The organism is Pedobacter humicola (assembly GCF_056490705.1).
The window spans coordinates 165,045-178,971 of the sequence record NZ_JBWJIG010000006.1; the positions used below are offsets into that span (position 1 = coordinate 165,045).

Below are 13,927 nucleotides of genomic sequence, written 5' to 3' on the forward strand. Positions count from 1 at the left end.
ATTTTACATCTTACATTTTACATTTACTTAAGTTCTTTTTCGATTAAATATTGGTTTCTTTCTGGTGCGTTACGTGATAAGAGTTCGGCAATGAAACCTGCAAGGAACATTTGCGAGCCCACTACAATGGCAACCAGCGACAGATAAAATAATGGTTGATCGGTTACATCACGATAGGGTAAGCCTTGCCATATTAAGTATTTCTTTTCGAACAAAATGTACAAAGCCATGATGATACCGATAAAGAAACTCAATACGCCTAACGAACCAAAAAAATGCATTGGCCTTTTGCCAAATTTACCCACAAAGAAAATAGAGAGTAAATCTAAAAAGCCGTTTATAAATCTGCTGAAACCAAACTTTGTTGTTCCATATTTACGGGCACGGTGCTCTACCACTTGTTCTGCTATCTTACTAAATCCGGCCCATTTGGCGATTACCGGAATATAACGGTGCATTTCGCCGTAAACTTCGATCGTTTTGATCACATCGCTGCGGTAGGCTTTCAATCCACAGTTAAAATCGTTTAATTCTATACCACTCATTTTACGTGTAGCGGCATTGAAGAGTTTGGTAGGTATAGTTTTGGTAATCGGATCGTGACGTTTCTTTTTCCAGCCTGAAATGATATCGAGTTTTTCTTCTCTGATCCGGCGGTACAGTTCAGGAATTTCATCCGGGCTATCCTGCAGATCGGCATCCATGGTAATCACCACATCGCCCTGTGTAGCTTCAAAACCAACATTCAAAGCAGCCGATTTACCATAATTCCGCCTGAACTTAATGCCTTTTATAGCAGGATTTTGAAGTCTTAATTCTTCAATGACCGCCCAGGATCTATCGGTACTACCATCATCAACCAAAACAATCTCGTAACTGAAATTATTGTCGGTCATCACTTTATCAATCCAGGCCGTTAATTCCGGCAGAGATTCATCTTCATTAAATAAGGGTACTACAACTGATATATCCATTTAGTGATTTGAGATTTGAGATCTGAGATTTGAGACTTTCCCAACCAAATCCAGTTCAAAATTAAAACGTGCAAATTTCATCAAATTAAATGATAAAACCTGCACGTTCAAAATTTTATAGAGAAATTAAACCCTGTCTTTTTTAATTACTGCCGCTGTGATTAAACTCACGATTAAACCAAAAATAGTATAGCTAATTGCTGCCGTAAAAGTCGCAAAAATCCACATGTATGGCTTCATCATGTCTATCCCTTTTATTTGCTGTTCATTATCACCTGCTTTTTCAATTGCAGCGTTTGCTATTTTATCAATTGCTGAAGGATCTAATATCTTAAAATATATAGCGTATAGAATACCTATAAATAACCCGGAGTAGGCAGCAACCTTAAAACCAGTTGAAAATGCTCTCCCAAAAGTAATATAATCACCAAGCTCCTTTTTATGTGTTGCCTGTGTAAAATATATGGCCAAAATGAATATTCCGTACGATAAAATGAACACGATAACTTTAGTCACTACCGGCACATCAGCACTCGTGGTATCAATTCCAATCAGTTTAAAAACATAAATAATTGCTAATGTATAAAGCGAAAAGCCCAAGGCAACTTTAAATGCCAATGCATTAGGTTTCTTTTCCTCCTGAAGTATCTGTTGTTCCATGATCAATTTAATTTAGTTATTAATTGTTGTAATCAATATATAAGTAGCAGAATCAAACGATTTGTTACTGCTATAGCGAATTATTTCTTTTGTAGTTTCCGCACTCCCCTCTACATCGAGAAAAAAAGCCATAAACGGAATGAACAATTCTTGCATTTCTTCACTGATATTTAAAGTTGGAGCTGTTTTGCAAATTTCTTCTACACTGCTTTCGGCCAGTTGCTGGTTGCTGATCAGTTCTTCATAAATCTCAAATTCATCCTGAAACTCGTCATCTTCTACCAATAAAAATTCTTTAAGGAAATCGCCTAATTCAGGATCTAAATCTTCATCCTTACACTCTTTAATATACAATAGGAGATTTAAAAGTTCAGTTCCCCTGTCGATGGTTTCTTCTTCGATATTCGCCCATTCGTCGCTTTCTAAATAATCATCTTCCAGTTTCTGTACGTCACTGCTAAAGAAATTTACCATTAATAAGTCGAAAAACACTTCGCGCAATTCTTCAAATTTAGGATGAGCATCAAAAACTGCGTCGAAAGCTGCTGCTTTATCTAAAAAGTTAGCATCCAGCTCAAAAGCTGCCAATAACTCTGTTTCAAAACCTTCAACATTGGTTGCCGAAACTTCAGCATATTGATTAATGGTGGCGCTGAGCGCTTTTTTTACTCTATTATCCATGATTAAGATATTTTGGATTTAAGGATTGTAAGATCATTATCTCGGTCGTCATGCTGAATTTATTCCAGCATCTATACATAAATAATGGTAATTAAAAGTTATTTTAAACTAATTCTCCGAGTATTGATTATGATTATAAACCAATTTTACTTTTCCGGTAAGTTCGGTACCCAACAACGGACTGTTCGCCGATTTTGAGCGGTTGCTGGCAGCATTGTATAACCATTTTTCTGTCGTATTAAAAACAGTAAAGTTGGCTTCAGCCCCTTCTTCTATTACAGGAACAGTTAAATTTAATAATTTACGTGGATTAATGGCCAATTTCTCCGCAATTAAAGTAATCTCCAAACCAGCCTTCAATAACAATGGCAACACCGTTTGCAAGGCAATAATACCAAAATGCGCAATTTCGAACTCCACATTTTTAAATTCGATCTCCTCCGGGCGATGTTGAGAAGTAATGGCATCAATTGTTCCATCTTTTAAACCAGCAATTAAGGCTTTAATATCGGTTTTGCTACGTAATGGAGGTTTAACCTTATAATTGCTATCGAAATCGTTTAAAAGTTCTTCTGTAAATACCAGGTGATGCGCGGTTACATCACAAGAAACCTGAACGCCATCTTTTTTCGCCTTACGGACCAGAGCCACAGCACCTGCAGTAGAAATATTGCTGATATGGACTTTCGTTTCGTTGTATGCTGCCAGGAAAATATCGCGTGCAATGTGCATTTCTTCAGCCAATGCTGGTAGTCCCTTCATACCCAAAAGCACGGAGTTTTTGCTTTCATTAATCTGCGATTTGCCAGCTATTGATTTATTTTCGGGATAAACCATTAAAAGTGCATCAAAGCCTTTTGCATACTGTAAGGCACGGCTCATAAAACCATCATCCTGTAAAGCCCTATCGCCATCTGAGAAAGCTACGGCACCAGCCTGTTGCATATCGAACAGTTCGGCCAGTTCCTTTGCTTCACGGTTCTGACTGATCGCCCCTACAGGCAATACATCAACCAGGTTATTTTTTGCCCTATTGATAATGTATTCTACCTGTGATTTTGATTGCACAACCGGACTGGTTTGTGGCAATAATGCCAATCCCGTAAAACCTCCAGCTTTTGCTGTTGCGGTTAAGGTTTGGATATCTTCCTTGGTTTCGAAACCCGGATCGCCGGCTACACAGTTTAAATCGAAAAAGCCCGGCATCAAAAAAGCATCCTGACCATCAAAAACGGTTTCGTTTTTATCTGCAGTTAATTTACCTATGTTTTTAATTTTACCATTTTCTATCCGAACATCGCATTGTTGATTGTTAAATTTACTTTGCGGATCGGCAACGGTTACATTTTTAACCAGGAGATTCATATTGTTTTTTTTGTGTTGTTAAAAAATCGGATGAGCAAAATTTCTGCTGCAATAAAAATCAGCGACAAAATTAGACAAAGTTTCCATAAAGTTTGTCCGATTTTATTGGCGCCGGCAATTAATTTGACAGCATCTTTATCGGTATCGAATATTTTCAAATTACTTTTACCAGCCAGTTGATCAAGCTCATTCTTGCTCAAATAATGCATATCAGATTCTGTTCTGCCATTATTGAAACTATAAACAGCAATCAGGGAATCGGCTAGTTTTAGATTATAAAAGCCTGCATTTTTAACCTGATCGGCAATGTAAATCAATGTTTTTCCATCCGCCTGCCGAATTTCGGGGATCGCTTCGAAATGATCTGCAGTAATTTTTAAGCTTTGGTTTTTCCCCAACATGATCTTTTTACTGGCCAGTGCATTGTCGTTTCCAAGAGTGTTATACAATGGGGTTTCATTTCCCCCGTTCAAAGCCAAACGATAGATCAGTGGTACAAAAACCGGATGACGTGCCAGATTTCCATCATTTGTATTTAATCCAGAGGCTGATAAATAAACCTGTCCGTTACCAATTCCATATTTAGAGAAAAATGATTTTCGGCCCGGCAATAACATGATATCCTCCTTATTAGCGGTATTCCTCTCTACAAAAGAATAATAACGGGAAACAGCCGGAAGATCTAAATTTTTAGGAATTTCTTCAAAAACCGTTTTGAAAATGGGGTTTTGCAGGTCAATCTGATCTACCTTGGTCGCTGAAGTGTTTAACGCTTGAATTGCAGGAAGCGATAACCCACTTAGAAACGAATTGTAATTTTGAATGTTGGCATCTAAATCCGGGAAAAGTACCACTGTACCACCTGCATTCAGATAGGTTTTAAGTTGTTGTGCCAAACCTGTTGATGGATTTTTCAATCCATTTAATACAATGAGACCATAATTGGCAAAACTGCTGTAGTTTACATTACTTTCAGCATTTTCGGTAAGCTTGTAATAACGATCGGCTGCAAACAGTGCTTTAATATAATTTCCTGCATTAGCCCCGTTTATGCTCAGCACAGGAAAACTTTCATCTACTTTAAAACTGAACGATAATGTATCATCAAAGGTTACCGGAAAATCTTTAATGCTAACGATCCCCTTTTGCCAGCCCGCATTAAGCCCTGAGAAATTCAGCGTATCCTTAACTGTTTTTCCTGCAGGAATGCTTACGGCGCCCAATCCTTTTTGCTGGTTGTTGATGCTTAGTTTTAACGGAATATTTTTTGCTTCTTCTTCAGAATAATTTTTTAACTGTACCACCAATCGTTCGTTAGCTCCTGGCTGATGGTTTGGCGAAAGCGCCCAAACACTATCTATTGCAACATTAGGCAAGGTATTGGCATTCAGCTTCAAAAATGAATACTGAATATCGCTCTTGGTTTCGAGTTTCTTTGTTGATGAGATATTTTTTTGAAAATCGGATATTAAAAAGCTATACTTATTTGCAGAACCTGTTAAAACGTTTCCTTGCCTATTTACTATTTGTTGAAGGTTTCGGTTTGCCGCAGAGATTTTCACACCATCCAATGCTTTCAAAAACTCTTCTTCATTTAATAAACGTTGGTGTTTCCCTTCGAAATTATTGGTCAGGAGTTGAAAACGATCATTTATACCAAAACCTTTTACCAGTTCTTTTGCCCTCCTCTTTGCTTCATCAAATAGGTTACCATCTTTATTAATGGCTTCCATACTATAAGAATTATCGATGTAAATGCTTACTACATTGTTTACCGCCGTAGTTTTCTGATGATGCTCCGGGATATAAGGCTGTGCAAATGCCAGCACCAAAAAGATAATGGCTAGCATCCGTGATAGCAGAATAAGCAGGTTTTTAAGTTTTTCTTTGGAAGAATTTTGCTGTTCTACCTCTTTTAAAAGCTGAACATTAGAGAAATAAAGCTTTTTAAATTTCCTGAAATTGAATAAATGGATGATGACCGGGATGGCAACCGATATTAGTGCGAAAAGAAAACCCGGATAAAGGAAATTCATTAAAAACCAAAGATAGAAAAATTATGGAAACTGGCGAATTTGAAATGTAATAAAACTCATTGACTTATCAACTTTTCTAAAATTTCTGCCGTCTCTGCAGCATTCTGAACAGTTTTAACTAAAATCCCATTTTTATCAATCAAAAAGTGGGTTGGGTATTGTCTCACTTTTAATTTTTCGGCCATATACCGCTCCTGATCAGGCACAACGGCATAATCGAATTTTGTTTTAAGCAAGAAATCCTGAAGTGCTTTTTGATCATCGATAGCCAAACTCACAAAGAGTATGTCTTTTCTATTGTTATACTTTTGTACCAGTTCATTTAATTCCGGCATTTCTTCTACGCAGGCCACGCATTTAATAAACCAGCACTTAAATAAAACGATTTTACCTTTTGTTTCATCTGACGAATATTTGACACCATTTACGTCAGAAAAACTAAACTTAGGAATTGGTTTGCCTTCCATTTTAAAATAACCCAGTTGGGTTTTGGCATAATCGGCAACCACTCCTCCTATATCTTTCAATAACTTGGCTGGTATTTTTATCAGCTTATAATTGGTTGTCGAATCTATAGTATGGATTAAAAGGGGTAGATATTTTCCCGTAGTGAGGGCCAATAAAAAATCTTCTTTTCTGATCGATTTATCCTTTTCATCTGTTGCTGTAAAATCTCTGTAAAGCTTTACATATTGAACGTGATAAGTCCAATAACTCATAAAATCTACAGTTATGGAGTGGAGAGGAAATTCGGGTTCTCCAGCTTTTAATCTGTCTTCTTTTACTGATAGAACCTTAACAGAATTCGCGCTGACTTTTTTTGATTCAGGATTTTGAGAACATGAGGCTAAAAACAAGATAAACAATAAAAAGATGGTGTGAAAATTTCTCATAATGAAGCCGGCTAACCTGAGACAAGCTACGGATAATATTGAATAAACTAAAAAAACAGTTCAATTAATACTTAAAGCCTGGAAATTCGATATTCACTATCTTCCATTCTCCGTTTTGCAAAGCAAAATATAATTTAAAAGGCCCGCTTACTATTTTTGATTGTTTTTGAATAACATCCCTATAACCAGCCACGCCTTCAACAAAACCCATGCCCTTACCCTCATTCAATAATTCGAAATTAACATCAATAATATCGTATCTGCCACCAACATATTCATCTGACCGACCGAAGATACCTTTCAACCTGCTAATGATCACATTTTTATCGATAATCTTATTACCTGGCAGGATAAAAAAATCATTCAGTTCATCGGTAATCGCCTTGGATTGTTTAAACCATGCATTTATAAATCTGATGGCACTATTTACGATATCAGCCTGATGGTTAAATGTGGGGTTGTTCTGCATTGTATCTTTCAAAAAATTAATCGGCCAGCCAAAAGCTGGCCGATTAAAAACTTGGCGAAGTTAACTATTCTTTAGCCTTTCTCTAATTTCGGCGAGAGAATAATCGATCAATAACTTTCCATCTCTGAAAACTTCTTTCAATTCGCCTTGTGCTTCTTCTTCCCAGGTGCATTGATCTTTCAGTTCATATTCACCCAGTGCATTTTTGAAAATCTGCAATAAACCCTTTGCCGATTTTTTGGTTCCATCATCGGTAATCGGATCTTTAAATATTTCACGACCAACACCATCTACTTCTCCATAAGTGGCTTTCATGGCAAAACCAAAGGTATCGCGTGTATTGTATTGATAAGTGAATGAGCCAATGCCAAAAACCACATTGGTAGAGGCAAAACCTTTAGTTTTTAAGCGCTCGCAGATCTGTGTCGCCCTTTCTGTCGTAATGCTGTCACCATATATAGCGCCGATTTGTGGAACAAGCTCTTTAAAACCTTTATCGTTGGTTTTTCCACCAAAAACATCCCAAAGCAGTTCGATCACACCTTTTTTCTCCTTTTCGTTTTTACCATTCGGATTACCACAGATAATATCAACCGGATCTCCTGAGTCCGGCCTGATCACTACCTTGCCTGGCCTGGCGATAATATCTTCTTTTAACACAGGCAGATATTCAGTCAGCACCTTCCATAAATCCCAGGTATCAGAAACGATAGATACGATTCCTTTTGGATACACTTCTAAAATCAATCTTTTGAAGGTTTCGAGCTCTCCGGTATTGGTCCCCATACACATTACCGAATGTTCAGTTGCAGCTACCGAGCCGCCGATCAACTCCTGATCTGAATCTGCCTTATAATATTCTTCTAAAAAATCGATGGCTGGAATGGTATCTGTACCTGTAAAACTCAACAAATGCCCGGCTGCAGAAGTTACTGCAGCTTCGATGCCGCCCATGCCCCGCATAGAAAAGTCATGCCCCTGCCAATCCACAAATTCTGGAACAGATGAAGTTTCTGCCGCATATTGATCCAAAATGGCACGGTACTGTTTGGCTATGGTGGCCGAATTGCATGGCAACCAAACCACGGCCGATAATAAAGTTTCGAAATAATTGGTCAGCCAGAAAAACTCTGGTTTGGTATTGTACATGGTAAACATTGGCACACGCAAAGGCACTTCTGCACCTTCTGGCAGCGATTTGAAAACCATTGGAATATAACCCAGATCGTGCAGATCGGCGATATGCTGTGTACCCACTAAATTTTCACCTAAGTAATTGTTGATTCTGCGGGCATATTTTTTAAGGATTTCTTCTTTTGGCTGTTTAAAGAAATTTTGGTTAAAATCTTCAATAATGTATTTTTTAATAAAGTACTGCAAGCCAAAAAGCACCACATGATTTACATTTTCAAGCCTGCATTTTCTGGGTGTCCAATTGGAGTAAACCAATGTGGTATTTTCAGGGTATTGCCTGCGGTGATCTACCTTGTATCCGTCTGTTAATAATAATGGGTTCATCGTTTTTATATTTATAGTTAAATGTTATTTCTTCCTTTTTCGTTTGGATAAAGACTTTGTAAAGTATCACTCTGCCAAAATGCCTTTGTTTTGATATCCAAACAGGTCAATTTTCCGGTAAATGCAGCACCGGTATCAATATTCCATACATTACAGCCCTGCATAGGTACATCAACATGGTAATAAAGTGTTGGTGTATGGCCAATATAGATTTCGTGATAAAGCAATAACCGTTTAGGATAAATTGCCGAATCTTTTTTAATCCGGCTATCCATCGTCAATGCCATTTCCCAAAGCGTCCTGTCCCACGAATAATTGGACGAATAACGTTCTTTTTCCGGCCCATGCATGGAAGAGAACCCGGCATGGATAAAGAGGTTGTTATCTTCATCTATGTGGTAATCTTTCATTCGTTTAAAGAAACTTAAATGTTCTTTTTTGAGCTGATCGGACAGACCGTTATAACTTTCGATGGTTAATTTACCCCCGTGTACAAACCAAACCTCATCTATGATTCCTTTTTCGAGCCAATCGATACACCAGGCATCGTGATTGCCTTTGATAAAGATGCATTGATGGCTATTTTCCAGTTTCATGAGATAATCGATTACTTGCGCCGATTCGCTCCAGCCATCTACATAATCACCCAGAAAAATCAGTTTATCATCCGTTGATATTTCTGCACGTTCAAATAGTTGAATTAAACCGCTTAATCCACCGTGTATATCACCTATGACTAATGTTCTGTCCATTTTTAAAACGTTATAAACTCAGCAGGCACAACAGCTGTAAGCCACACATTGTTATCTGATAAATAAAATTTATATCCGGCCCTGTGCATGGCGCCGCTATTTATAGTAAGTATAACCGGTTTTCCCCTCCTACTACCTACTTTGTTGGCCGTTTCTCTATCGGCGCTTAAATGCACATGTTGCCTGCTCATTTTTTGTAAGCCATGCGTTTTAATATCCGACAGGAACTTTTCTACTGTACCATGAAAGAGATATTCTAGCGGTTCTGCTTCATCAAGGTTTAATTCGGTTGAAATAGAATGTCCCTGATTAGCCCTGATCCTGGTTTTATCTTCGTTGAAGGCAAATCGTTTTTTGTCGTTATTTTCAACAATGTAATCAAGCAGTTCAAAATCTATTCGTCTCTCATAAAGATCAAATTTGGCAATTAGCTCATCTACATCTGCCCAGCCATTCTGGTCAAGCTCTAAACCTATAGTTTCAGGCGAATGCCTCAAAATATAGCTTAAAAGCTTACTGATGCCTTTCGTTATTTTATTGTCCATGAGCGTATTCATCCAAGATCTTCAACTTTTTATTAATTGCCACATCACTAAATGTGAAAGGCTTTTCTGCTGGTAGCATTAAATTTTCCAGTTGACCGTTTTGAACAAAACTATACTGCTCCTTTACGAATTGACTGATATCCTCAATTAATAAAATATCATCTTTTGCAAAAGATTTGATAAAGTTATCCTTCAATCCGATCTGAATTGCCCTTCTTTCTTGTTTTGCACCATGCGGGTCGTGATCTGGATCCCACTGCAACCTGATGTCAGAACTTTCTAATTCATTTCTCCATTCGTCATGAGAAATGTCTTCCGTTTGATCATAGGAAGTGTAAACCGCATGTTGCAGGTAAGTGTGGAACGCAGATTTTTTAAGATGTATTGCCAGGATGATTTCTTGCCCCGTTTTTGTTCCCCAGCCACTTCTGTACATCATCCATAAAAAATTAGGCTTAATCCATGTCATCCGGTTAAAACTGAACGCACCTCCAAAAAATTGATTTTTGACTGCAAATTCAGCTATTTCTTTTTTGTAAGCCTGATAAACGATTATTTTTTCGTCATCATACTGGGCCATAATATGGCATCCTGATTTTGGCCATTGTAATATCTGTTCTGTATATTTTTTTACTGTTATTTTCATTTTGTAATTCTGTTAACATCTCATCTCATTTGTTAATGCGATTGAGCCTTTCTTCATAGAGCAGGTAATTCTCCTCGTCGAAACAAACGAAGATTACTTTTTCTATCTTTTCTTTTTCAGCGAAATTGTTTACCGTGGCAATGGCGATAGCTGCTGCTTTATCTTTAGGAAAATGATAAATCCCTGTGCTGATGTTAGGGAAAGCAATAACCTTAGCACCATTTTCGACCGCGAGGATTAAACTATTGCGGTAACAATCGGCCAGTAAAGTATTATTTTTTTCACTTTCTCCATTCCATACCGGGCCAACCGTATGGATTACATATTTTGCAGGTAAATTACCTGCCGTTGTAATTACAGCATTGCCTGTTTCGCATTTCCCCTGTTTATCTCTGATGGCTACACACGCCTCCAAGATGGCTTTGCCACCCTTTCTGTGAATGGCACCATCAACCCCACCACCACCGAGCAAGGAACTGTTTGCCGCATTCACAATGGCATCGGCTTTAATTTCTGTAATATCGGCTTTGATTAGTTCTAAAATCATTTTTTAAATTCTTATTAATAAACTATCCCATCATAAATGCCATGATCTTCTAAAATTCGGGACCAAGCTTCTTTCTGAGATAGACCCTGAAATAAATTCAGGGTGACGGATGTAAGAGTGAGGTTAATAAACCTAATTCCTGGATATCTCATCCCTTACTTCCATCAATGCAAAACCCAACAGATTTAAACCTTTCCAACTTGCTGGAATTGAAGCATCTGAATGATCCTCTGCCAAACCGATTCCCCAAATGGCATCAACCGGACTGGCTTCAACCAGAATTTTTCCTTTGGTTTGCAAAAGGAATGATTTCAATGCTTCATGTTGAGAAAACTTAAGCAGGTTCCCCTGTTTTACAATTTCATATTTATGTGCATCCCATTTTTCGACATCAAAACTCTTGATCTGTCTACCCAGATCTTTTACATCTTTCGGCGATTCTTTTGTTAATACTTTTTCAAAAATCTCCCGATCATTAAACAACAAAGCTTTTTTTGCCATCATGTAATGCTCGGCTGTATGATAAGTGATGTCATTTTCCACAAACGGAGATGGCCACCATTGGCTTAAACAAGTTTTAATGATTGAGCCATCCTGGCTCCTTTGGTGCCCCCAGAACATTAAAGAGTCGACCTTTTTTTCACCTTGTGTTTTCAGCAACCAATTTATATTATACTTCATAACAAACTAATTTTTATTGCTCTCCACTAACTTTTTAAGCTTATCAATTACTGCATCAACAAGTTCATCAAATGTTTTATACTGGTCGATCCCTTTCCTTCGACAAACAATATCGATATTTCCTTTTCTCCAAAATCCCTCTTCACAACAAACCATTAATTTGCCAGAATCGGCAAACAAACCCAACTCCATCATCGAAATGGGCGATTTTGAATTGCCTTCAAGGAACAATAAAATCACATCCGCATTTTCCATCGCATCCAACTCCCAGTTCACCTGCTCGCTGAATGGTTCATTTTCAATGGTCTGTGTCCAGGTGTGATCCCAGGATGCTCTGCGTGGATTGAAAACAATTACATCATCTAAGGTTTCTTCGGTGCTTGCCTTATTGATAAATTTTTGTTGCCAATCAATCGAATTGCCCATATCAATGGTTCCGGCCAGAAATACCGAAACATCGGAAGGTGTAATAACCTGTGGAGGAAGTATCGTTTTCATCTTATTTTTATAAAATATCTGCCAATTTGATCTGTGTTACCCCTTCATGATCAACCTCTTTGATAGAATCTGTTGTAAAAATCTGTTCAAAATATTTGCCTAATTCATCAAAACCTTTGCTAAAAATACCATGACTAATCGCCAGATATAATTTCCCTGCATTTTTCGTTTTTAGCGCTTCTGCCAAACCGATAAATGTACCACCACCGTCGCAGATGTCATCTACAATCAGGCAATCTGCACCTTCAAGATCATCGGCATATACTTTAAATCCTGAAAGCTTGCCTGTTTTTACATCCCTGCTTTTTGAGCATTCTACCACCTCTGCCCCACCTAAAAATTCGGACACCTTATAAATTTTCTTTAAGGCACCACCATCAGGAGAAATGAGTTTGACTTCAGTTCCAATGTTTTCAATTACTTGTTTTATAAATTCGTGGTTCGAAACTGTCACACAGTTGTTGAGCAAGGCTGGGGTTACTTCACTATGTGGATCGAAAACGGTAACACTTGCCAAAGCCATGGCATTAATGATATCGGCATAAACCTTCACCGATAAGGGTTCGCCTGGAATCATCACCCGGTCTTGCCTTGCCGCAGGAAAATAGGGAATAAAAAGATTGATTTCTTTTACACCCATCCTTCTCAAGGCATCAACTGTGATACAGATCATACCTAAATCATTGAAGGAATTTATTCTTTGCGTAATGGTAACCGGAGCAGCAACATTAAAATTATTTGAAATTTTAATGTGTGGTTCGCCACCTGCAAATAAAAAAGATTTGTATTCAATTAAGTTATTTTCGCCTAGCGGAGTAAAACTTGGATCTAGATTTAACATATATTTGCGTATTATTTACACAAATATAAAAATCATTTTTAGAATGCAAAGAATAATTTGTGTTTATTTTACGCAAACCTAATGTCAAATTGGAAATTTTCCTTTACAAGCTGGTTATATTTTGGCTTATCGAAGGTAAAAAGTTTACCTGGACGACCACTAGCGCCCATTTTAACCACTTTATCAGTTTCTGTAACAATTCCAAAACTTAATATTTTTTTTCTGAAATTTCTTCGGTCAATATCCCTTTCTAAAATGGAGCAATATAGGTTCTCCAAATCCGAAAACAGAAATTCATGATCCAACAGATCAAAACCAATGGGCTGATAAGTGAGTTTGCTTTTTAAACGTTGATGGGCCAGACTAACCATTTCATTGTGATCATAGCCTAATTCCGGAATTTGAGCAACCGGAAACCATTTTGCGTCTTTGGCATCGGTATCCGCCTTTAATACAAAGTTTTTAGGATTAACCAGGGCAAAATACGCAACAGAAATTACCCTAAACCGATCATCTCGATTGATGTCATCACCAAAAGTACCCAGCTGCTCAAGATAATTTACCGTGATACCAGCCTCCTCTTTAAGTTCGCGCTCTACTGCCTTAAGCAAAGGCTCATCATTTAAAATAAATCCGCCTGGTAAAACCCATCTATCGGCCAGTTTGCCAAATCGCTGTTGAACCGCCAGCACATAAAGCGTTCCCTTTTCGTAGCCAAAAACAATGGCATCAACAGCAATTTTGATATTTTGATCGATCATCTATTAATTTGTGTTAAAACAACACAAAGTTAATTTTTTTAATGAATAAGATCGAAATAG

The 13,927-nt window shown here is 37.7% G+C and carries 16 protein-coding genes; all 16 read right to left on the bottom strand.

Annotation, left to right across the window (positions count from 1 at the left end; genetic code table 11):
• Nucleotides 1-23: 23 nt before the first annotated feature.
• Nucleotides 24-974 carry a glycosyltransferase family 2 protein gene (locus tag AC04Q1_RS12000; protein ID WP_478364844.1) on the bottom strand — a complete coding sequence of 317 codons (951 nt, stop codon included), beginning with the start codon at nt 972-974 and terminating at the stop codon, nt 24-26.
• Nucleotides 975-1,100: 126 nt separating this feature from the next.
• Nucleotides 1,101-1,634: a DUF4199 domain-containing protein gene (locus AC04Q1_RS12005; RefSeq protein ID WP_478364845.1), complete on the bottom strand. Its 534-nt coding sequence runs from the start codon at nt 1,632-1,634 to the stop codon at nt 1,101-1,103.
• 12 nt (nt 1,635-1,646) lie between these two features.
• Entirely contained in the window at nt 1,647-2,315 is a 669-nt protein-coding gene (locus tag AC04Q1_RS12010) for a hypothetical protein (protein ID WP_478364846.1), read from the bottom strand.
• 108 nt (nt 2,316-2,423) lie between these two features.
• Complete coding sequence (locus AC04Q1_RS12015; protein ID WP_478364847.1) at nt 2,424-3,680, bottom strand: dihydroorotase; 1,257 nt, start codon at nt 3,678-3,680, stop codon at nt 2,424-2,426.
• Nucleotides 3,677-5,716 (bottom strand): BatA domain-containing protein, encoded by a 2,040-nt coding sequence (locus AC04Q1_RS12020; protein ID WP_478364848.1) that lies wholly within the window; start codon nt 5,714-5,716, stop codon nt 3,677-3,679. The genes AC04Q1_RS12015 and AC04Q1_RS12020 overlap by 4 nt, the downstream gene beginning before the upstream one ends.
• Before the next feature lie 56 nt (nt 5,717-5,772).
• Nucleotides 5,773-6,609: a TlpA family protein disulfide reductase gene (locus AC04Q1_RS12025; protein ID WP_478364849.1), complete on the bottom strand. Its 837-nt coding sequence runs from the start codon at nt 6,607-6,609 to the stop codon at nt 5,773-5,775.
• Between the two features lie 64 nt (nt 6,610-6,673).
• Complete coding sequence (locus AC04Q1_RS12030; RefSeq protein ID WP_478364850.1) at nt 6,674-7,078, bottom strand: hypothetical protein; 405 nt, start codon at nt 7,076-7,078, stop codon at nt 6,674-6,676.
• A 60-nt stretch (nt 7,079-7,138) separates the two neighbouring features.
• Nucleotides 7,139-8,596, bottom strand: a complete 1,458-nt coding sequence (locus AC04Q1_RS12035) for a nicotinate phosphoribosyltransferase (RefSeq protein WP_478364851.1) — start codon at nt 8,594-8,596, stop codon at nt 7,139-7,141.
• 17 nt (nt 8,597-8,613) lie between these two features.
• On the bottom strand, nt 8,614-9,348 hold the full coding sequence (locus AC04Q1_RS12040) for a metallophosphoesterase family protein (RefSeq protein WP_478364852.1): 735 nt from the start codon (nt 9,346-9,348) through the stop codon (nt 8,614-8,616).
• Nucleotides 9,349-9,350: 2 nt separating this feature from the next.
• Complete coding sequence (locus tag AC04Q1_RS12045; protein ID WP_478364853.1) at nt 9,351-9,905, bottom strand: RNA 2'-phosphotransferase; 555 nt, start codon at nt 9,903-9,905, stop codon at nt 9,351-9,353.
• Complete coding sequence (locus AC04Q1_RS12050) at nt 9,883-10,539, bottom strand: DUF4291 domain-containing protein (RefSeq protein WP_478364854.1); 657 nt, start codon at nt 10,537-10,539, stop codon at nt 9,883-9,885. The genes AC04Q1_RS12045 and AC04Q1_RS12050 overlap by 23 nt, the downstream gene beginning before the upstream one ends.
• 25 nt (nt 10,540-10,564) lie before the next feature.
• A complete protein-coding gene (locus tag AC04Q1_RS12055) occupies nt 10,565-11,086 on the bottom strand; it encodes an O-acetyl-ADP-ribose deacetylase (protein WP_478364855.1) in 522 nt (173 codons plus the stop codon).
• Between the two features lie 132 nt (nt 11,087-11,218).
• A complete protein-coding gene (locus AC04Q1_RS12060; RefSeq protein WP_478364856.1) occupies nt 11,219-11,767 on the bottom strand; it encodes an NADAR family protein in 549 nt (182 codons plus the stop codon).
• A gap of 6 nt (nt 11,768-11,773) precedes the next feature.
• Nucleotides 11,774-12,265 carry a nucleoside 2-deoxyribosyltransferase domain-containing protein gene (locus AC04Q1_RS12065; protein WP_478364857.1) on the bottom strand — a complete coding sequence of 164 codons (492 nt, stop codon included), beginning with the start codon at nt 12,263-12,265 and terminating at the stop codon, nt 11,774-11,776.
• A gap of 7 nt (nt 12,266-12,272) precedes the next feature.
• Nucleotides 12,273-13,106: a ribose-phosphate diphosphokinase gene (gene prs, locus AC04Q1_RS12070; protein WP_478364858.1), complete on the bottom strand. Its 834-nt coding sequence runs from the start codon at nt 13,104-13,106 to the stop codon at nt 12,273-12,275.
• A 68-nt stretch (nt 13,107-13,174) separates the two neighbouring features.
• Nucleotides 13,175-13,867 (bottom strand): NUDIX hydrolase, encoded by a 693-nt coding sequence (locus tag AC04Q1_RS12075; RefSeq protein WP_478364859.1) that lies wholly within the window; start codon nt 13,865-13,867, stop codon nt 13,175-13,177.
• Between the last annotated feature and the right edge of the window lie 60 nt (nt 13,868-13,927).

Excerpts from the sequence above, each read along its gene's own strand:
- AC04Q1_RS12000 (WP_478364844.1), bottom strand. The coding sequence starts at position 974 with ATGGATATATCAGTTGTAGTACCCTTATTTAATGAAGATGAATCTCTG.
- AC04Q1_RS12005 (WP_478364845.1), bottom strand. The coding sequence starts at position 1,634 with ATGGAACAACAGATACTTCAGGAGGAAAAGAAACCTAATGCATTGGCA.
- AC04Q1_RS12010 (WP_478364846.1), bottom strand. The coding sequence starts at position 2,315 with ATGGATAATAGAGTAAAAAAAGCGCTCAGCGCCACCATTAATCAATAT.
- AC04Q1_RS12015 (WP_478364847.1), bottom strand. The coding sequence starts at position 3,680 with ATGAATCTCCTGGTTAAAAATGTAACCGTTGCCGATCCGCAAAGTAAA.
- AC04Q1_RS12020 (WP_478364848.1), bottom strand. The coding sequence starts at position 5,716 with ATGAATTTCCTTTATCCGGGTTTTCTTTTCGCACTAATATCGGTTGCC.
- AC04Q1_RS12025 (WP_478364849.1), bottom strand. The coding sequence starts at position 6,609 with ATGAGAAATTTTCACACCATCTTTTTATTGTTTATCTTGTTTTTAGCC.
- AC04Q1_RS12030 (WP_478364850.1), bottom strand. The coding sequence starts at position 7,078 with ATGCAGAACAACCCCACATTTAACCATCAGGCTGATATCGTAAATAGT.
- AC04Q1_RS12035 (WP_478364851.1), bottom strand. The coding sequence starts at position 8,596 with ATGAACCCATTATTATTAACAGACGGATACAAGGTAGATCACCGCAGG.
- AC04Q1_RS12040 (WP_478364852.1), bottom strand. The coding sequence starts at position 9,348 with ATGGACAGAACATTAGTCATAGGTGATATACACGGTGGATTAAGCGGT.
- AC04Q1_RS12045 (WP_478364853.1), bottom strand. The coding sequence starts at position 9,905 with ATGAATACGCTCATGGACAATAAAATAACGAAAGGCATCAGTAAGCTT.
- AC04Q1_RS12050 (WP_478364854.1), bottom strand. The coding sequence starts at position 10,539 with ATGAAAATAACAGTAAAAAAATATACAGAACAGATATTACAATGGCCA.
- AC04Q1_RS12055 (WP_478364855.1), bottom strand. The coding sequence starts at position 11,086 with ATGATTTTAGAACTAATCAAAGCCGATATTACAGAAATTAAAGCCGAT.
- AC04Q1_RS12060 (WP_478364856.1), bottom strand. The coding sequence starts at position 11,767 with ATGAAGTATAATATAAATTGGTTGCTGAAAACACAAGGTGAAAAAAAG.
- AC04Q1_RS12065 (WP_478364857.1), bottom strand. The coding sequence starts at position 12,265 with ATGAAAACGATACTTCCTCCACAGGTTATTACACCTTCCGATGTTTCG.
- prs (WP_478364858.1), bottom strand. The coding sequence starts at position 13,106 with ATGTTAAATCTAGATCCAAGTTTTACTCCGCTAGGCGAAAATAACTTA.
- AC04Q1_RS12075 (WP_478364859.1), bottom strand. The coding sequence starts at position 13,867 with ATGATCGATCAAAATATCAAAATTGCTGTTGATGCCATTGTTTTTGGC.